The sequence below is a fragment of the Vibrio sp. Hal054 genome (assembly GCF_037162405.1).
GTDB lineage: Bacteria > Pseudomonadota > Gammaproteobacteria > Enterobacterales > Vibrionaceae > Vibrio > Vibrio diazotrophicus.
Window position 1 is genome coordinate 1,637,332 of record NZ_JARLUT010000001.1, and the last position, 18,963, is coordinate 1,656,294.

An 18,963-nucleotide genomic window follows, 5' to 3' on the forward strand; every position below is an offset into this window, starting at 1 on the left:
TAACGCCCGCTTAAGTGGTGAGCAACGCTACCACAACACTCAATCATTACACCGTAAACACAAAAGCCAAATTAAACCAAAACCGCCGAGCGTTGCGAATCCGTCTTAAAGCGTTTGTTATGCGTCTCTTTCCCAAGAACGGTAGTGATCCTCTCGGATATTTTTAAGGTGGGATGCTAGCCCGTCTAAATCAGGAAACATAGAGGAATCGTTAACACCATATGCGTTCAAAATTTTTCTAAATTTAATACGAAGGTCATGGGGAATAATATATTTCTCTAATCTACTACCGTAAGAAAAGGGGCTGTTTGGATCAACTTGGACCGTTAGCACCCCCGATTGAGCTTTAATTCTTGGCGTTGTATGAGGTGGCCAAAACATACCATGCTGGTGTTGCTCAGCATATTCAATCGGACTACCAAACTTAGTAATATCTAAAGGTGGCGTTTTATAGATCATAAAATAAAATGCACTGCTACCATCGTACCCATCAGCTTTTTCTCGTTCACTGATTTCAATGTCATCTTTCACAGCAAAGTAAAGTGCAACAAGAGGATTGGTTGTCCAGTCTAACAACCTTGTTGGTAACCCGTGATGTTGTGCCAGTGCCAACCATTCCCAATCGTTAGATGGAATCTTATTGATATATGCTAGAGCTTGGCCTTTAAACTCACGAAGCATTCTTTGTTCATCATAATAGCCTGTTACATCATGACTTCTCCCAAGAGAAGGTAACAACTCATAGTAACTCTTGGATACACCACGAAAGTAATATCTTGTTTGAGCAGGCCAACCGGAAAAAAGCTCATGAAAATGCTCAAACGACTTAATTATTGTTTCCATAAATCCTCTAAATTGAATAGGTATACTCTAGACGCATAACGCTAAGCTAAGTGGCTGCAAACTCCACCAAACTCAAAATAACCACCGTAAACACCCTACTCGATTGAACCAAAACCGCCACGCGTTTGCAGTCCGGCTTAAGCGCCTTGTTATATGCAATGTTACACACCTAACTTTTCAGTGAGTTCTGCAAATGATGTTTCAATACTTTTGCCAGCCGTATCGATTTTAATAACATCTGTTTTCCATGCTTCATAATGGCGATTTTGTACTTGTTGCCAATTAGGCAGCTTTAGATTTGGAACTTCATTCTTACGAGTATTAACCCTTACCTCATGCTCTCTACCATCAGAACAACTAACCTCAACATTGACAAACTTAGCTCCCACACTGGTTGCTATCTCTTGCCATTCAAGTCGAGTAAGTTCAATAGGATTACATGAGTCAGATATACAGTTGATTCCAAGTTCCAAATTATCCCTGATAATTCGGTAGCTTAAACGGTAACCTTCCCCTTCAACTTTGAAGTTACAAAGCTCCCTTAATCCCTGCTCTACAGTATCAATACGCAGATATACTGACCGAGTTTTAGCTGCAAGCAACTTCGCAAGTGTTGACTTTCCAGAAACAGGAAGACCTGAAAATATGTATAAAACTGGACTACTCAATTGACCTCCTATCTTGCATATAACGCTAAGCTAAGTGGCTGCAAACACCACCAAACCCAAAATTACCACCGTAACCACACTAGCCAATTGAACCAAAACCGCCACAGGTTTGCAGTCCGCCTTAAGCGCTTTGTTAGCTGGTCACGTTGAAGCTTGATATTTGCACCCAAATGCATAATTTGAAATACATTATGACTATACGAACACAATGTAAAAGGGACAGCTATAAAACTGAAACCTAGCCCACGAAACATAACTGACCAAAACAATTACGATGAAGCCAACCATAACAAGCGAAAAACTTTATTAGTCACGAACCGCTTTCAACTTCAAAGAAGCCACGCCAAAGAACTAGACAAACACATCATTAAAAGTAAACGGCTTGGGCAGATTCAACCATTTAATTGGAAGTGCCACTGGCGAGATAGTTGAAATACGGGGGCTTTCAGGTGTAAAGCTTGAACCACATAACCGGAAAAAACTGCTCTTTTAATTTTCCAGCTAACGCTAAGCTAAGTGGCTGCAAACACCACCAAACTCAAAATAACCACCGTAAACACACTAGCCAACTTGAACCAAAACCGCCACAGGTTTGCAGTCCGACTTAAGCGCCTTGTTAGCTGGTTACGTTGAAGCTTGATGTTTGCACCCAAATGCCTAATTTGAAATACATTATGACTATACGAACACAATGTAAAAGGGACAGCTATAAAACTGAAACTTAGCCCACGAAACATAACTAACCCATAATGATTACGATGAAGCCAACCATAACAAGCGAAGAACTTTATTAGTCACGAACCTCTTTCAATGTCAAAGAAGCCACACCAAAGAACTCGACAGACACACCATTAAAAGTAAACGGCTCGGTTAGATTCAACTATTTAATTGAAGTGCCACTGGCGAGATAGTTGAAAGACGTGAACGTTCAGGTGTAAAGCTCGAACCACAAAGCCGGAACAAAACGGCTCTTTTAATTTTCCAGCTAACGCCCAATTAAGTAGTGAGCAACGCAATACAAAAGCTACCGCATTGCGCCTTAAACACAAAACTCACCGCAAACCAAAACTGCCACGCGTTGCGAATCTGCTTAAATTGTTTGTTATGCGATTTGTACGCAAACGCTAAATTGGCTAACGAAAACATTACCTTAAACACGAAAAACTACAAACGCACAGATAATTTTTTGTGATTCAAGGACCAACGGACTCAACATTTTGTATAAAGACCGCCACAAGTACGGAACGCGACATTAAAGCGAAGAATTAGCTTTTGCTAGCGAGAAACTTAACGAGCTAGGATTTCAGTAAACACCGACTTTCCATAAACTTGTACTTTCTACACTTTGCGCCCGAAAACCTTCCACAACCAAATACGATTTTCAATGAGGTAACATCACGAACTTTGGCATGTTTTGCGGTTTGAGTGATTCAAGAATTTGAGCCGATAATGCTGATTTGCCGAAACCCAAAAGCGGTTGGCCAAAGAGATTAAATTTAAAGAGAACTAAAAAATTAGCCTTGTCGCATAACGCTAAGCTAAGTGGCTGCAAACTCCACTAAACTCAAAATAACCACCGTAAACACGCTAGCCAAGTTGAACCAAAACCGCCACAGGTTTGCAGTCCGGCTTAAGCGCCTTGTTAGCTGGTTGCGTTGAAGCCTCATGTTTGCGCCCAAATGCATAATTTGAAACACATTATGGCTATACGAACACAATGTAAAACGGACAGCTATAAAACTGAAATCTAGCCCACGAAACATAACTGACCAGGACAAATTACGATGAAGCCAACCATAACAAGCGAAGAACTTTATTAGTCACGAACCGCTTTCAACTTCAAAGAAGCCACACCAAAGAATTCAACAAACACACCATTAAAAGTAAACGGCTCGGGTAGATTCAATCATTTAATTGAAAGTGCCACTGGCGAGATAGTTGAAATACGCGAAATTTCAGGTGTAAAGCTTGAACCACAAAACCGAAACAAAACGGCTCTTTTCATTTTCCAGCTAACGCCCAATTAAGGGGTGAGCAACGCCACCACCAAAACCTAAAGCATTGTGCCATAATCACTAAATTTGAAGTAGAATCAAAAATGCCAAGCGTTGTGAATCCCTCTTAAATTGCTTGTTATGACACGTGTTTTTATTTACTCAATGGCTCAAAATCATTGACCACCAACAACCCAAAAACATTTTTATGCACTTGCAATAAAATCGGGCTATCTTTTTCAAGGCTTGACCAAGTATGTTTCGAGATATTAAAAGTAGCCTCACCATACATTTCATGCTGTACATCAATTACGTAACTAACGTTTCCTCTACTACTACTTTCATATTTCCTATCCACAAACGCAATAACTTCAAACGACTTACCAATCGATGTACCCACCGCTAATATAGCGACAAATATTAAACTAATACAAATGTACGCTATTGGTGGTAACTTTATAAAAGAGCTACGTTTATCAGTGTAACTATTGTAAAACGATTCTGTGTCTCTACGATTATGAACATAAAGAGCTATGGTTACACCAATACCAGCGGAGGCAGCTAGCAACTCAACGCCATAAAATACTTTGTTCGAAGTAACTGAAATTGCCCATCCTGCGCCCACACATAGTAAAGCTAAAATAATCCCTGATAATCGTTCGATTCTCATCTGTCCTCTTGAGTGTCATAACGCCAAGCTAAGTGGCTGCAAACACCACTAAACCCCAAATAACCACCGTAAACACACTACCCGATTAAACCAAAACCGCCACGCGTTTGCAGTCCGGCTTAAGCGTCTTGTTATGTGCGTAGCCCATCTATGAACGCCTTGGCCTTTTTCGGGCTAGTTATCCTTACGAACTCTATATGAGTGTACCTTGGATCACCCAGCAACTCTGTGTAACGAATACGATTTGACTTATACGTTTTTAATGTCCAGAGAATAATCGAGTCTTTACTTAGGAACGACTTTCTAAATGATTCAACATTACCAGCTTTACCCCAAAATTCTTGTTTAGTCAAAATACGAGTTAACGCTCGTTTCACTGCTTGGTATAGAGTTCTTGAAAATGAATAATCCACCCAAATGATGGTATCAGCTCTACCCCATTTAATTTGGGCTGTCCGATTATAGTTACCATCAAGTACCCACTTATCGCCACTAAGACTCTCCGTAAGGTTCGCAAAGAATTCCTCATCAGTAGATTCTTGCCAATGCGGCTTCCAGAATATGTCATCCATTTCAAAATAGGGATATTTGAGCTTATTAGCAAGGAGGCGACTGAAAGTACTTTTACCACTTCCACTCGTACCTATTACATTAATTCTTTTCATCGTCTAACCTAATTTCTAGCCCTAGCACATAACGCTAAGCTAAGTGGCTGCAAACCACAACCAAACTAAAAATAACCACCGTAAACACACTAGCTAATTGAACCAAAACCACCACAGGTTTGCAGTCCGACTTTAGCGCCTTGTTAGCTGGTTGCGTTGAAGCTTGATGTTTGCACCCAAATGCATAATTTTGAATACATTATGACTATACGAGCGCAATGTAAAACGGACAGTTATAAAACTGAAACCTATCCCACGAAATACAACTGACCACGAAAAATTACGATGAAGCCCACTATAGCAAGCGAAAAACGAATGTGGTCACGAACTACTTTCAGCTTCAAAGAAGCCACACCAAAGAACTCGACAAAAACACAATTAGAAGTAAAACAGCTTGGCCGAATTCAAGCACTTAAATGAAAGTGCCACTGGCGAGATAGTTGAAAACGTGAACGTTCAGGTGTAAAGCACAAACAACAAAACCAGAATAAAACTGCTCTTTTAACTTTCCAGCTAACGCTAAGCTAAGTGGCTGCAAACACTACTAAACTCAAAATTACCACCGTAAACACGCAAGCCAATTGAACCAAAACCGCCACAGGTTTGCAGTCCGACTTTAGCGCCTTGTTATGCGTGCGTCACCTACTTGGCATACACTAATCACTTTCACCGGGCATCGTATCAAATTGCGGAAGGCCGTCGTTTAAGAAACCCACGTCCCAGTTTGCACGAGAGTTGACATAGACATGTGCAGAAACTTTTGTATCTATAGGCTCTGACAACAATCCCGCGGGAACCCAATACGACTCACCATCTGAACTGATATTTGGTACTGGACTACCACATCGACAACAAAACTCAGATTTAAAACCAGAACTCGTAGAAAATGACCTAATTTGATGTTCGCCGGAACACCATTTAAAACTAGATGACTTAACTATCAACGCTGAGTTTGATGAAGAGCCCGATACTTTGCGACACAACGAACAATGACACTGATAGATGGGTGGTAATTCACCTGACAATTCAAACGAAACCTCCCCACACAAACAATTTCCTTTCAACTTCATTGCTCCTATGTCAATTAGTACGCATAACGCTGCGTTAAGGGGTGAACAACGCCACCACCTAACCTAAATCATTGTGCCGTAAACACTTAAGCCAATTCAAACCAAAACTGCCAAGCGTTGTGAATCCCTCTTAAATGCTTTGTTAGGCGAACTTTACCACTGATGTTTACATTGGCTTGAAAGCAGATTACCTGAAACCCAATAACCTACCAAACACCCACTGACTTTTTGGGATTCAAGAACCACAAAAACCACTATGTTTCAGCCAAATTTTCCACAGCCACGAAATGCGAACTTGCAGCGACAGAGTTGCTTTTTAGCCACCGAGACTCAAGTTGGAAACTATTAGCAAACACGAAAGCCTCAGTAAACTTGCCCTTCCCACACGTTGAGCCAGTGAAACTCACCACCGACCAACACTGAAAACCAATGAGGCAATCCACGAAGTTTGGCATGTTTTACGGGTTGAGTGATTCAAGAATTTAAGTCGACAATGCGGAGTTGCCGACTTAGAAAAATGAGCGGCTAAAGGGGTGAAGAAAATTAGACCAGAAATATTTGCCGCCCGTCGCCTAACGCTAAGCTAAGTGGCTGCAAACTCCACTAAACCCAAATTAACAACCTTAACCACACTAGCCAACTTGAACCAAAACCGCCACAGGTTTGCAGTCCGGCTTAAGCGCCTTGTTATGTTTGGAAGTTAAAGCTTTGTCATTGGCACTGCTTTTTTATCTATATGCTCGCTAAAAAAAGCACCTTTGGGAAGAAAGACGTTTTGTTTATTGCAATGAACACATGTTAACTGCCACAAGGATGAATATGAAATCAAATCCTCAGTCCACCCCACTATAACCCCTTCACAGTTATCGCATTCAATTTGGTTTTGCGTATACATTTAATTAAACCTGCCATTTAAAAACATAACCCATTGAATCATATATTTTAAATTGACGTAACAGTCAGATTAATTTGAAAACATAACGCCGCGTTAAGTGGTGAACAACGCAAACCACCAAACCTAAACCATTGTACTTTAAACACTTAAGCTAACTTGAGCCAAAACCGCCAAACGTTGTGAATCCGCCTTAAACGCTTTGTTAGGAATTATTCTGAGACGATCGCTGAATAATAACCGACTGTCAGCAATGACAATACAGAAACAACTGCAATGGCATCAGCTGTGACGGCAACAGGGGTAAATACAATTTTCGCTACTTTTGAAATTCCGCCTTCAGGCTCCTCCACTATAATAAGTTGATCCTGATCGAAGGAAGTAACTTGGAGCTCACCTTCGATATGATACAACTTGCCTGACAGTCGAGTTTTATATGCAAGCCCGTTTGATGCTTTTGTAAAACCTAACCCCAAAAGAACTTTTGCTTCTGATGAATCACTGGCAACATCCGTGGTCAACTTGAGCATCCCAGTTACCGTATTATTGTCATTAATTTTAAAGTAATCGTACTTTGGCAGAAAATCGAATTCATGACTTGCTGATAGAATATCTTTAAAGTCTTTAGAAATATTGAAAATATAACTATATCTATCACCATCAATGATCAGTAGATCCTTATCCGGAACAACATAGTAGCCAGTCACCTTTTCTGTAAAGGTAGGAGGCTCCCACAGTGCGGAAGTACATCCTGTTATGGCGAATAATGCCAAAAGAACGATTGTAATGCGCTTCATGAGTACTCCTAATTCCTAACGCCCAATTAAGGGGTGAACAACGCTACCAACCACACCTAAAGCATTGTGCCATAAACACTAAATTTGAAGTAGAAGCAAAAATGCCAAGTGTTGTGAATCCCTCTTAAATTGCTTGTTAGGCACATTGAATTGTGCCTTCTATTAGAACATCAGATAAATTATCCATCGGAGCTAAAACTCCAGCTTCCGTTTCTAAATAATTATGACAAAGAGAAACGATTTTATTTTTACCACCTAAAAATAATTCATATTGCTCTATCTCTGATCTAGCACTCATAACATTCTTAGTAAATCCAGATGTGGACAAAATAACACCTTTTGTGTTTTCTGATGCCGAAGCTATGACATCGATAAATGAAGTCAATACCGAAGCGCCTGGTTTTCGACCGCTAGGTAGCCAATGTTTAACTTCTACTAAAAATATTTGGGTATTAGCTGTCAGCTTAAGGTCAAAACCGCCATCCTTTCCTGAACGAGTCAACTCTGTAGAGAAACCTATAGATTCAAAGACCTCTCTAAGCACCCTCTCTAAATCCCTCCACTCCATTCGATAAAGAGTAGCTGGGTTATTAGCGACTTCCTTTGCAATGCTTTTCATCGCATTTCTAATTATGAACTCAAGTCTCGAATAACTTTCAGAATCAATGTCTGATTGAACGATTTGCTTTATATCAGCTAAATATCTTTTTAAAACTGGCATACCAGAGTCTAAGAAAATAATTTCACCATTTTTCTCAAGTTCGTTTGCTTTTTCCTCACTAAATCGCCACCCCCTTCCATTAGGAGGAAGTTTATTGTTCCATTTGAAAGTATTTTTTGGGGTTCTATAAGGGACTGTCACATTAGTTTTTAGGTAAGGACCTCTTGGGTCATTATCTGGATTCGTATATCGATCTTCTTGAATTTGATTCATGTATTACTCTTCGTTACATGTTTACAAAGTATAAAGGTGCATAACGCTAAGCTAAGTGGCTGCAAACACCACTAAATTCAAAATAACCACCGTAAACACACTAGCCAATTTGAATCAAAACCGCCACAGGTTTGCAGTCCGTCTTAAGCGCCTTGTTATGTGCGTTCTAAACGAGATACTTTTGCCAATGATTCAAGTCTTTTCGCTCAACTTGATAATCTTGGAAACCACAAGACTGATATAACTTTTTAGCCACTGCATTGTTATTGTTTACTTCCAAGGTGATTTTTAAATAATCATTAGCGCTACAGTACTGCTCAATACCATTAAGTAGAACCTTACCCAATCCGTTGCCTCGATATCGCTCTGAAACCATAAAATCATGAATGTTGAGTAACTTCATGAAACGATATGTCGAAAACGATTCGTAGCACACAGCGCACGCTGCTGGCTGATTATTCACAAAACAAATAAATCCATGAAAATACGGTAACTCAAATAACTGTCCTACGACTTTCGACCGAATTTCCTCGGGCAAATCTGATGCGTATTCTTCGAATAATTCGGTAAATTCCAGATAGTGCTTATCTCTTTCAACGTATATTACTTTGGTATCCAACCTAATTCTCCCTTGAAGCACATAACGCTAAGCTAAGTGGCTGCAAACACCACCAAACCCAAAATTACCACCGTAAACACCCTACCCAATTGAACCGAAACCGCCACAGGTTTGCAGTCCGACTTTAGCGCCTTGTTATGTTTGTTTCTCTGTTGCTAAAGACATAATGGCTTTTTCGATAGATGGAAACTGTATTTTTGTAAGACACATCTCTGCCTTTGAAAATTCATGTTCTCGAATTAACTGAGTAACTGCATCCAAAGAAAGCACGTTTCCCTCGACATCAAATCGATAGCTTCCGTCTGAAAAACTAACTAAATAACATTGTCCGCGGCTATCGATCAGACGGTCTGAACTATCCCAGATTAGAGCGTCTAATTCGTTGGCCAATTGAGTCTCAGAGTACAAAAACATTAGCTCCGCATCACCATCTAGCTTGAAAATACATGGCCAATTAATCATTTTGCCTCCGTAAACATAACGCCCAATTAAGGGGTGAGCAACGCTACCATCCAACCTAAGGCATTGTACCGTAACCACTAAAGTTGAAGTAGAAGCAAAAATGCCAAGCGTTGGGAATCCCTCTTAAATTGTTTGTTATGTACGTTGTACCGAGCGCACTGGTACCCAACCAACTTCACCCGTTGACCTCGAAACTCGATACCACTCATTGAGTTCGAATAGCACTGATAGTTTTTCACCAATGACAGTATTGAGCTCAACATTGTCATAGTCTTTAAGCAAGATTCCTTCAGAGAAACCTTCAATCTTTTCGATATATTGAACTGGAGCCCAACCCTGATCCCCTTCACTGCTGGTTATAAAGATCCAGTTGGGAAACTCGTCGTCAATTGTACCTAGGGCTACTTTATCGCCTTGTTTCAAATAAAACGGATTGGGATATTCTGAGACGTGCTTTTCAGTAGAAACTACTTCCATATTTTCTCCAAAGTACATAACGATAAGCTAAATGGCTGCAAACACCACCAAATTCAATATAACCACCGTAAACACACTAGCCAATTGAACCAAAACCGCCACGCGTTTGCAGTCCGACTTTAGCGCCTTGTTAGCTGGTTACGTTGAAGCTTGATGTTTGCACCCAAATGCATAATTTGGAATACATTATGACTATACGAGCGCAATGTAAAAGGGACAGCTATAAAACTGAAACCTAGCCCACGAAACATGACTAGCCGAAACAAATTACGGTGAAGCCAACAATTACAAGCGAAAGACGAATTTGGTCCCGAACTACTTTCATCATCAAAGAAGCCACACCAAAGAACTCGACAAACACATCATTAAAAGTAAGCGGATTGGGCAGATTCAATCATTTAAATGAAAGTGCCACGAGCGAGATAGTTGAAATACGTGAACTCTCAGGTGTAAAGCTCGAACCACAAAACCGGAATAAAACGGCTCTTTTAATTTTCCAGCTAACGCCCTGCTAAGGGGTGAGCAACGCAATACCGAAGCCGCCGCAAACCACCTTAATCACCAAAAATCAACGCATAGTAAAAATGCCACGCGTTGCGAATCCCTCTTGAGCAGTTTGTTATGTTTTTATTACCTAACTAAAGACACTAAGGAAACACTTCCCGATTTATACACTTTGGAATGTGCTTTCACATCACCGTACCCTTGCCAATCAAATGTCAATTGTTGAAAGTCATCCACGATAAATTCAGAATCAGAGACCTTTAGTTGAATAGGCTTTGTAAAAGTTAAATACATTTGGTTATCAAACTCCAAAATCAACTTGTTGTCACGTTCTGCAATCCAAGTAAGTCTGTGCTGATTATCATAAGGCCTTCCAAACCACCCGTCAGGAAGCTTAAGACCAAATACGGCATTACTTTTAATCCAAGATTCAATTTCCATAAAACTTCCAAGAAAACATAACGCCTTGCTAACAAGCGACAACGCGATGCCACTTAACTTGAATATTGTGCCTTAAACACGGCAACTAAATTGCGACTGAGATCGCCAAGCGTTAGGAGTCTTTGTTAAGCAATTTGTTATGTGTGCAGCGCATTACTTAAGTAAAGTGGCCTAAATACTTGCATCACCATTTAAAGTAAAGATAGCCTTCAACAATGTGTTCAAGTATTAAATCAGATTTTGGCACTAGATACTCTACTTGTGGAGCATCGAAGCTTTTTGCCGGAATACTGAATAGAACAGCGCTTTCTGAATGAGCAAATATTACGTTATGAGTAGAAGTAAATTGAAGGAAATTTGCCTCGCCTACAGCCTTAGCTAAATCCATTATTGTGGAAGTTGAATCCATAACTAGTTGCATGGTTAGATTCCCACGCTGATCATCTTGCCCACAGCAAGCATCTCTAATAACTGTTATTTCCATATTTCCTCCTTTCTTAAACACATAACGCCCTGCTAAGGGGTGAGCAACGCAATACAAAAGCCGCCGCAAACCACCTTAATCACTAAAATAAACGTATAGTGAAAATGCCACGCGTTGCGAATCCCTCTTAAGCAGTTTGTTAGTTGTGTACTAGCTTTAGTGGCATGTATTTAAATAACAGCATCGCCCCCAAACCAGCCCAAACAAATGAGAATAAAGGGAAAGTTCCAAATATTGGTAAATGCTCACCAAATAATAGCGGGATAATAACCAAGAACGTAGCAGGTATAACTTTAACACTGTCGGTTTGGTACTTACCTCCACAACTACTGCATACTCTAGATCTAAAGTTGGTAAGAAAGACTATTTTTCTTAAGGATTGCGGTACCTGACAATTTGGACATTTTGCTAATTTCATAATTCCCTCATTTCCCTTGAACAACTAACGCTAAGCTAAGTGGCTGCAAACACCACCAAACTCGAAATAACCACCGTAAACACCCTACTCGATTGAACCAAAACCGCCACAGGTTTGCAGTCCGACTTAAGCGCCTTGTTAGCTGGTTACGTTGAAGTTTGATGTTTGCACCCAAATGCATAATTTGAAATACATTATGACTATATGAGCGCAATGTAAAAGGGACAGCTATAAAACTGAAACCTAGCCCACGAAACATAACTGGCCCAAAAAATTACGATGAAGCCAACCATAACAAGCGAAGAACTTTATTAGTCACGAACTTTTTTCAACTTCAAAGAAGCCACACCAAAGAACTCAACAAACACACAACTAGAAGTAAAACGGCTTGGCTGAATTCAAACACTTTATTGAAAGTGCCACTGGCGAGATAGTTGAAAGACGTGAACCTTCTGGTGTAAAGCTCGAACCACATAACCGGAGCAAAACTGCTCTTTTAATTTTCCAGCTAACGCCGCATTAAGGGGTGAACAACGCAAACCACCCGAGCTAACCCATTGTGCCGTAAACACTTAAGCTAATTCAAACCAAAACTGCCAAGCGTTGTGAATCCCTCTTAAATGCTTTGTTAGGGCGTACTTAAACTTGTGCGAATTTTTCCTTGTCACGAATAGAACCATGATCCTCAAAGTATTTGTATTCTGAAATCCAGAACTCTACGTCTTCAGAGTTGATACCATATTTTTCTATAACTTTTTTCGTTTGGCTTGCTGTCGGTGATGTCCAAGTATCAAAATCTGACAGTATATCCAATTCTGCACTCGCACTCTTTTGTGCTTCTGTAGCTGCTGAATTAATTTGATGTGCTTTCTCACGGCCTTCTACTGCCGATTTAATAGCCCTCAAATAAATTATAGAAATTCCCTTTTTCCAATCACGTTCAACAAACTCTAGCTCTGCCTTATCTGCTCCAATTTCCTTAAGCGCATTCATTACATTACTATGAATTTCCAATCGCTTCGCTTGGGACATGCCCCCCATAAAGCTCCCTGCAATTAAGTCAGAAAGAGTAGCCTCTGAGTTGGACACGGCAATTTTTTTAAGTTGAGTGATTGTTACCGATGCTTCCTCAATTTTGTCTCTCATTTTCGCTTTCACTGGACCCAAAGACAGTTCAGCAATTTCTGGCAACTTCGCAACAAAAGTAACGAACGCACCACTTAATGCCGCTACCCAACTAGTTGATGTGTCATTGAAGTGAATGCCAATAACGATTGGGGCACAAAGGGTAAATAGCACACCAAGCCAAAATAATATTTTCAAATGAACTTACCTCTATAAATTGAGCCCTAACGCCGCGTTAAGGGGTGAACAACGTCACCACCTGACCTAAACCATTGTGCCATAATCACAAAAGCTAAACTTTGAACCAAAACTGCCAAGCGTTGAGAATCCCTCTTGAACGCTTTGTTATACGATTGATTCCAAAGTGCTTTCTATACTTGATAAAGGATATTCTTTGCCTAAGATGACAGCACTAGAGTTTATTGGGTCAACTTCTACATAATACTCAGTTCTACTGTCAGGATATCGAGCTAATTGAAGTGCAATAAGCCCCTTTGATTCAGCTACTTTACGTAAGTCCCAACCGGTAGATTCCAAGCTCACAATAACCTTTCCGCTACTAACCTCTCGGATAATCGGCGAGTATACCCAATGAGACATTTTCATTTCATTGGCAATTGTCAGTACTTCAAATTTACCATTGAGAACATACTGATTTGTTTCCATTCGATATCCCCGTAAAATCGTATAACGCCGCGTTAAGTAGTGAGCAACGCAACCACCTAACTTAAACCATTACACCTTAAACACTAAACTCAATTTGAACTGATAATGCCACGCGTTGCGAATCTGCCTTAAACGCTTTGTTATGTGCGTTCGTTAAGTTTGGACGTAAGGATATGGTCTTCCCATTGTCCTGCAATTTTTAAGTACTTCCTAGCAACACCTTCTTTCTCGAAACCTAATTTAAGCAGCACTCTTTCACTCGCTACATTATGTGGCATGTAAGTCGCCATTATTCGGTTAAGACCAACGATATCAAACATGTAACCTATCGATGCTTCGAGTATTTCGGTCATATAACCTTGACCTTCAAACTTTTTAGAAATGGAGTAACCTAAAAAGCAGGCTTGAAAAACACCGCGAACTATACCTGTGAAACTACAAACACCAACAATTTCGTCTGCATCTTTATCCAAAGCTACAAACTTAACTTCGCTACCTTTCTCAAACGCAGACTCACTGTTTTTACACTGAGACAGCCAGTTGTCTAAAGTATAAAATACATCAGTACGAAGTGGTGACCATGGAGCTAAATGCTCACGATTTTCGAGTTGGTATGCAAGCATATCTGAAGCATGCTTACTGGACATCACTTCAATTCGAGTCCTTGCCGTATCTATCATTTTTCCTCCGAGCACATAACGCTAAGCTAAGTGGCTGCAAACACCACTAAATTCAAAATAACCACCGTAAACACACTAGCCAATTTGAATCAAAACCGCCACAGGTTTGCAGTCCGTCTTAAGCGCCTTGTTATGTGCGTTCTAAACGAGATACTTTTGCCAATGATTCAAGTCTTTTCGCTCAACTTGATAATCTTGGAAACCACAAGACTGATATAACTTTTTAGCCACTGCATTGTTATTGTTTACTTCCAAGGTGATTTTTAAATAATCATTAGCGCTACAGTACTGCTCAATACCATTAAGTAGAACCTTACCCAATCCGTTGCCTCGATATCGCTCTGAAACCATAAAATCATGAATGTTGAGTAACTTCATGAAACGATATGTCGAAAACGATTCGTAGCACACAGCGCACGCTGCTGGCTGATTATTCACAAAACAAATAAATCCATGAAAATACGGTAACTCAAATAACTGTCCTACGACTTTCGACCGAATTTCCTCGGGCAAATCTGATGCGTATTCTTCGAATAATTCGGTAAATTCCAGATAGTGCTTATCTCTTTCAACGTATATTACTTTGGTATCCAACCTAATTCTCCCTTGAAGCACATAACGCCCTGTTAAGGTGTGAGTAACGCAATACCGAAGCCACCGCATACCACCTTAAACACTTGACCCAACGCACAGTAAAAATGCCACGCGTTGCGAATCACTCTTAAACAGTTTGTTAGATTTATTTTCTCGCCGGGTGTAGTTTGACTCTACCAGTAGGAGTTTGATACCAAGTTCGACCCTTTGGAATCGCCACAACCCTGCCATCTGCTCCTTGTTTCCAAGTACCACCTTTTGGTATAGCAACAACATGACCATCCGCACCTTGTTTCCAAGTATCTCCCTTTTTTATCGCTACAACTCTACCATCAGCACCCTGCTTCCAAGTTCCACCTGGCGGGATAGCCACGACTCTTCCATCTGCCCCCTGCTTCCAGGTGTAACCTTTTTTGATAGCAACAATTCGTCCGTCAGCACCCTGTTTCCATGTCGCTCCATCGGGAATGATGATCTCTTTTCCGTCTGCACCTTTTTTCTTGAATGCCATAAAAATATTCCTCTGAAACCGATATAAATCTAACGTTAAGCTAAGTGGCTGCAAACCCACCACTATACTCAAAATAACTACCTTAAACACACTGTCCAATTTGAATCAAAACCGCCATGGGTTTGCAGTCCGACTTTAGCGCCTTGTTATGTATAGACGCTATGGAACAGGTGTGCTTACACACACCTTTAGTTATTGGCATTACTTGCGATTATGACAGTGGTAGTCACCCGTTTTATGATTTGTATGGCAACCACTGGAATTAGTACCGCCAGAGTGAGCAAATGCAGCAGAAGTGACACCTAGACTAACCAGTAAAACTAGAATCACCTTTCTCATTTTTATTACCCAACATTTCCGCTCTACCTTGAGCAAGACAATAATTACACTTATACAATTAAATAAATATTGGGTATGTCATACTTTATAGTACATAACGCCCGCTTAAGTGGTGAGCAACGCTACCACGACACTAAATTATTGCACCGTAAACACAAAAGCTAAATCAAACTAAAACCGCCAAGCGTTGCGAATCCGTCTTAAAGCGTTTGTTATGCGCGTTTCACCGCGATAAACCATCTAGTACTTTTAGCCAACCGCCCAAAATCTGTGCGTCGCTCTGCTTTTACCGCCTTTTTGGGATCAATTACAAACTCATTACCTCCGTCACGGCAATACACAACCCAGTGCCAAGTATCTTCATTTTCTCGATAATTGATAGCTAGGATAGCTAAATCAGGCAATGCATTGAATCCCTTAAAAACTCGACGTTTTCCGCCAACATTGAGGTTAAATTCTTGTCCTAATTTTTGTAGTTCAGAAGCATTTGTATAAAATTCATCACTTGATTCAATGTTGAACAAGTCTAATGCTCTATCTTTTACGTTGGAGTACTCAGTTCCGGCTAATATGGCAATACAAGCCAAACCGCAACCAGTACGATCTTGTTGAACTACTCTTCTCATTTTTCCTCCGAGCACATAACGATAAGCTAAGTGGCTGCAAACTACTACTAAGCTCAAAATAACCACCATAAACACACTAGCCAACTTGAACCAAAACCGCCACAGGTTTGCAGTCCGACTTAAGCGTCTTGTTAGCTGGTTACGTTGAAGCTTGACGTTTGCACCCAAATGCATAATTTGGAATACATTATGACTATACGAGCGCAATGTAAAAGGGACTGCTATAAAACTGAAACCTAGCCCACGAAACATAACCGACCAAGAAAAATATCGATGAAGCCAATCATAACAAGCGAAGAACTTTATTAGTCACGAAACTCTTTCAACATCAAAGAAGCCACACCAAAGAACTCGGCAAACACACAACTAGAAGTAAAACGGCTTGGCTGAATTCAACCACTTAAATGAAAGTGCCACTGGCGAGATAGTTGTGAAAACTGAACTTTCAGGTGTAAAGCTCGAACCATATAACCGGAACAAAACTGCTCTTTTAATTTTCCAGCTAACGCTAAGCTAAGTGGCTGCAAACACCACCAAACCCAAAATAACCACCATAAACACACTAGCTAATTGAATCAAAACCGCCACAGGTTTGCAGTCCGACTTAAGCGCCTTGTTATGAGGAGACTTGAAGTGACAGAGAATAGAAATTTTCATCACTGTCAATCACACGATAGCCAAGCGATTTGTAGAATCTCACTGCGGATTCATTTCTAACAAAGCTCGATAACGTTATGCTGCCGCATCCTTGCAAACAAGCTTGATGATGAACATACTTCATTACTTTCTCACCTAGCTTTTGGTTCTGGAACTCTGGAAATACAACAAGCAAATGCACATGAAGTGCATTGTCATATGGTTTGAAACAAAGCACACCTATGCGCTGCCCCCTTTGGTAAACCCAGTAAAACCAATTAGGCTCATAATCGTCCTTTAGACGCTTACGCTGAAACTCATCACTCCAACCAAAAACAGCATCAACATGTGTGTAGAGAGCCTGTTTTACAACAGAAAATAGACTATCGAACTCATCAGTTTGAATTTGTACTAATTTGATATCCATATTCCTCATAACGCCGCATTAAGGTGTGAGCGACGCTTGGCTATACTTGAGCGAAGCGAAATTGCCAAGCGTTGCGAATCACTCTTAAATGCTTTGTTATATTTTTGCGTTCTTCAGAACTTTTTCATGTAGAACCTTCGTATATGTGGTTATTTCAGGATAAATAAAGTCCTCTGTAATACCATATAATTTTAGTTCTTGATGTATAGAAGTTGCGTGTTCTTCATGAATATCTATACGGATAACACCAGAGGTTATATCAATGTTTGATATATCTTGCATAGAGCTAATAGTGTTAGAGTCGTTAAAATCAGAAGCTTTATACTCTGCCCCTTCAAGTTCTCTTGAAAAGAGTAATAGACCTTGCTGATTTCGAATTCTTGCATTAATAGGCAAGGGTTCTATAACAAACCTGTTTGGATTATATAAGGTGACCTCTGATATACCTTTAATATAGTTAACACGCTCTTTGTTCAATAACCCATCTGCAACCTTTGCTTCTTTGGGGTTAGTCAAAGCAAGCATATACATAGCGGAAGAATTAAGTTCTTCATGTAACATTATCGGTGGTAATAGGCTATCAGGAATAAATATATCAGAACTATACTTTAGTTTATGAAACTCATTAGCTAGATTTACTTCTTTTTCATTTCTTCCCATACGCTCATAAATATGAGACATAGCATTAAGAGTTTTTTGCTCTTGCCTTATAGAGTAATAGAGATCACTGCTACTAGAAATCGCCATTGGATGCTTCTCTGAGTTATACATCATAAATACCGAGCAACAATCATCTAGTTCTACATTTTGTGTTGCAAAATAAAGCGCAACAAGTGGATTTCTAGTCAAATCAATTAATCTAGTTGATAAACCATAATGTTGTGCAATCATTAGTCGATCAATATCGTTAAGCGGGTAACTATCTAATTCATGTACCTCTGGATAGATAGGCATATTCTTACAGAACGTTTTAAATAATTCTCTAGAAAAGCGATATCCAAAGTTATCGGGTTCTTCACTAGTTTTGTGATTATTGATATATCTATATATTGATGATGTTATGTCATAACTACAAGATCCTTGACCTCTAAATAGCGCCTCTCTATTGCTTTCGTTACACGTTTTTACAACCTTTAAAAAGTCACCAACTGATTCTATAAACATTATCAAATTAACCTTATTAAAAAATATAACGCTAAGCTAAGTGGCTGCAAACATCACTATACCCAAAATAAACACCGTAACCACATTAGCCAATTGAACCAAAACCGCCACGCGTTTGCAGTCCGGCTTAAGCGCCTTGTTAGCTGGTTACGCTGAAGCTTAATGTTTGCAACCAAATGCCCAATTTGGAATACATTATGACTATACGAACACAATGTAAAAGGGACAGCTATAAAACTGAAACCTAGCCCACGAAA

General features: G+C 40.0%; 21 protein-coding genes. All 21 read right to left on the reverse strand.

Features of this window, described 5'->3' with window-relative positions; translation table 11 throughout:
- Positions 1-117: 117 nt before the first annotated feature.
- On the reverse strand, positions 118-843 hold the full coding sequence (locus P4S58_RS07565) for an FRG domain-containing protein (RefSeq protein ID WP_337163425.1): 726 nt from the start codon (positions 841-843) through the stop codon (positions 118-120).
- Between the two features lie 161 nt (positions 844-1,004).
- On the reverse strand, positions 1,005-1,511 hold the full coding sequence (locus P4S58_RS07570) for an AAA family ATPase (protein ID WP_337163427.1): 507 nt from the start codon (positions 1,509-1,511) through the stop codon (positions 1,005-1,007).
- Between the two features lie 2,148 nt (positions 1,512-3,659).
- Complete coding sequence (locus tag P4S58_RS07575) at positions 3,660-4,175, reverse strand: hypothetical protein (RefSeq protein ID WP_337163428.1); 516 nt, start codon at positions 4,173-4,175, stop codon at positions 3,660-3,662.
- Positions 4,176-4,306: 131 nt separating this feature from the next.
- Positions 4,307-4,840 carry an AAA family ATPase gene (locus P4S58_RS07580; RefSeq protein ID WP_337163429.1) on the reverse strand — a complete coding sequence of 178 codons (534 nt, stop codon included), beginning with the start codon at positions 4,838-4,840 and terminating at the stop codon, positions 4,307-4,309.
- A gap of 656 nt (positions 4,841-5,496) precedes the next feature.
- Positions 5,497-5,910: a GFA family protein gene (locus P4S58_RS07585; RefSeq protein ID WP_337163431.1), complete on the reverse strand. Its 414-nt coding sequence runs from the start codon at positions 5,908-5,910 to the stop codon at positions 5,497-5,499.
- 1,104 nt (positions 5,911-7,014) lie between these two features.
- The gene (locus P4S58_RS07590) at positions 7,015-7,599 is read right to left on the reverse strand and encodes a hypothetical protein (RefSeq protein WP_042487483.1); all 585 of its coding nucleotides are present in this window, start codon (positions 7,597-7,599) and stop codon (positions 7,015-7,017) included.
- Between the two features lie 136 nt (positions 7,600-7,735).
- The gene (locus P4S58_RS07595; RefSeq protein ID WP_337163433.1) at positions 7,736-8,533 is read right to left on the reverse strand and encodes a restriction endonuclease; all 798 of its coding nucleotides are present in this window, start codon (positions 8,531-8,533) and stop codon (positions 7,736-7,738) included.
- A 166-nt stretch (positions 8,534-8,699) separates the two neighbouring features.
- Positions 8,700-9,152: a GNAT family N-acetyltransferase gene (locus P4S58_RS07600; RefSeq protein ID WP_245879127.1), complete on the reverse strand. Its 453-nt coding sequence runs from the start codon at positions 9,150-9,152 to the stop codon at positions 8,700-8,702.
- Between the two features lie 135 nt (positions 9,153-9,287).
- On the reverse strand, positions 9,288-9,614 hold the full coding sequence (locus P4S58_RS07605) for a DUF4144 family protein (protein ID WP_337163435.1): 327 nt from the start codon (positions 9,612-9,614) through the stop codon (positions 9,288-9,290).
- Between the two features lie 135 nt (positions 9,615-9,749).
- Positions 9,750-10,091, reverse strand: a complete 342-nt coding sequence (locus P4S58_RS07610) for an SH3 domain-containing protein (protein ID WP_181388731.1) — start codon at positions 10,089-10,091, stop codon at positions 9,750-9,752.
- 630 nt (positions 10,092-10,721) lie between these two features.
- Entirely contained in the window at positions 10,722-11,036 is a 315-nt protein-coding gene (locus P4S58_RS07615) for a hypothetical protein (protein WP_042487481.1), read from the reverse strand.
- Positions 11,037-11,220: 184 nt separating this feature from the next.
- Positions 11,221-11,520, reverse strand: a complete 300-nt coding sequence (locus P4S58_RS07620; protein ID WP_337163437.1) for a hypothetical protein — start codon at positions 11,518-11,520, stop codon at positions 11,221-11,223.
- A gap of 1,057 nt (positions 11,521-12,577) precedes the next feature.
- Positions 12,578-13,261 carry a hypothetical protein gene (locus tag P4S58_RS07625; RefSeq protein ID WP_337163439.1) on the reverse strand — a complete coding sequence of 228 codons (684 nt, stop codon included), beginning with the start codon at positions 13,259-13,261 and terminating at the stop codon, positions 12,578-12,580.
- A gap of 147 nt (positions 13,262-13,408) precedes the next feature.
- Positions 13,409-13,729: a hypothetical protein gene (locus tag P4S58_RS07630; protein ID WP_140383313.1), complete on the reverse strand. Its 321-nt coding sequence runs from the start codon at positions 13,727-13,729 to the stop codon at positions 13,409-13,411.
- 140 nt (positions 13,730-13,869) lie between these two features.
- Positions 13,870-14,409, reverse strand: a complete 540-nt coding sequence (locus P4S58_RS07635) for a GNAT family N-acetyltransferase (RefSeq protein ID WP_337163440.1) — start codon at positions 14,407-14,409, stop codon at positions 13,870-13,872.
- Positions 14,410-14,550: 141 nt separating this feature from the next.
- On the reverse strand, positions 14,551-15,003 hold the full coding sequence (locus tag P4S58_RS07640; protein WP_245879127.1) for a GNAT family N-acetyltransferase: 453 nt from the start codon (positions 15,001-15,003) through the stop codon (positions 14,551-14,553).
- A gap of 145 nt (positions 15,004-15,148) precedes the next feature.
- The gene (locus tag P4S58_RS07645; protein ID WP_337163441.1) at positions 15,149-15,514 is read right to left on the reverse strand and encodes a hypothetical protein; all 366 of its coding nucleotides are present in this window, start codon (positions 15,512-15,514) and stop codon (positions 15,149-15,151) included.
- 201 nt (positions 15,515-15,715) lie between these two features.
- Positions 15,716-15,853 carry a YHYH domain-containing protein gene (locus tag P4S58_RS07650; protein WP_102943136.1) on the reverse strand — a complete coding sequence of 46 codons (138 nt, stop codon included), beginning with the start codon at positions 15,851-15,853 and terminating at the stop codon, positions 15,716-15,718.
- 212 nt (positions 15,854-16,065) lie between these two features.
- Positions 16,066-16,536 (reverse strand): cysteine peptidase family C39 domain-containing protein, encoded by a 471-nt coding sequence (locus P4S58_RS07655; protein WP_337163446.1) that lies wholly within the window; start codon positions 16,534-16,536, stop codon positions 16,066-16,068.
- 559 nt (positions 16,537-17,095) lie between these two features.
- Positions 17,096-17,551 (reverse strand): GNAT family N-acetyltransferase, encoded by a 456-nt coding sequence (locus P4S58_RS07660; RefSeq protein WP_102985938.1) that lies wholly within the window; start codon positions 17,549-17,551, stop codon positions 17,096-17,098.
- 87 nt (positions 17,552-17,638) lie between these two features.
- Positions 17,639-18,706, reverse strand: a complete 1,068-nt coding sequence (locus P4S58_RS07665; RefSeq protein WP_337163447.1) for an FRG domain-containing protein — start codon at positions 18,704-18,706, stop codon at positions 17,639-17,641.
- Positions 18,707-18,963: the final 257 nt, after the last annotated feature.

Excerpts from the sequence above, each read along its gene's own strand:
- P4S58_RS07615 (WP_042487481.1), bottom strand. The coding sequence starts at position 11,036 with ATGGAAATTGAATCTTGGATTAAAAGTAATGCCGTATTTGGTCTTAAG.
- P4S58_RS07585 (WP_337163431.1), bottom strand. The coding sequence starts at position 5,910 with ATGAAGTTGAAAGGAAATTGTTTGTGTGGGGAGGTTTCGTTTGAATTG.
- P4S58_RS07665 (WP_337163447.1), bottom strand. The coding sequence starts at position 18,706 with ATGTTTATAGAATCAGTTGGTGACTTTTTAAAGGTTGTAAAAACGTGT.
- P4S58_RS07565 (WP_337163425.1), bottom strand. The coding sequence starts at position 843 with ATGGAAACAATAATTAAGTCGTTTGAGCATTTTCATGAGCTTTTTTCC.
- P4S58_RS07590 (WP_042487483.1), bottom strand. The coding sequence starts at position 7,599 with ATGAAGCGCATTACAATCGTTCTTTTGGCATTATTCGCCATAACAGGA.
- P4S58_RS07650 (WP_102943136.1), bottom strand. The coding sequence starts at position 15,853 with ATGAGAAAGGTGATTCTAGTTTTACTGGTTAGTCTAGGTGTCACTTCT.
- P4S58_RS07630 (WP_140383313.1), bottom strand. The coding sequence starts at position 13,729 with ATGGAAACAAATCAGTATGTTCTCAATGGTAAATTTGAAGTACTGACA.
- P4S58_RS07580 (WP_337163429.1), bottom strand. The coding sequence starts at position 4,840 with ATGAAAAGAATTAATGTAATAGGTACGAGTGGAAGTGGTAAAAGTACT.
- P4S58_RS07575 (WP_337163428.1), bottom strand. The coding sequence starts at position 4,175 with ATGAGAATCGAACGATTATCAGGGATTATTTTAGCTTTACTATGTGTG.
- P4S58_RS07635 (WP_337163440.1), bottom strand. The coding sequence starts at position 14,409 with ATGATAGATACGGCAAGGACTCGAATTGAAGTGATGTCCAGTAAGCAT.
- P4S58_RS07645 (WP_337163441.1), bottom strand. The coding sequence starts at position 15,514 with ATGGCATTCAAGAAAAAAGGTGCAGACGGAAAAGAGATCATCATTCCC.
- P4S58_RS07660 (WP_102985938.1), bottom strand. The coding sequence starts at position 17,551 with ATGAGGAATATGGATATCAAATTAGTACAAATTCAAACTGATGAGTTC.
- P4S58_RS07610 (WP_181388731.1), bottom strand. The coding sequence starts at position 10,091 with ATGGAAGTAGTTTCTACTGAAAAGCACGTCTCAGAATATCCCAATCCG.
- P4S58_RS07605 (WP_337163435.1), bottom strand. The coding sequence starts at position 9,614 with ATGATTAATTGGCCATGTATTTTCAAGCTAGATGGTGATGCGGAGCTA.
- P4S58_RS07620 (WP_337163437.1), bottom strand. The coding sequence starts at position 11,520 with ATGGAAATAACAGTTATTAGAGATGCTTGCTGTGGGCAAGATGATCAG.
- P4S58_RS07595 (WP_337163433.1), bottom strand. The coding sequence starts at position 8,533 with ATGAATCAAATTCAAGAAGATCGATATACGAATCCAGATAATGACCCA.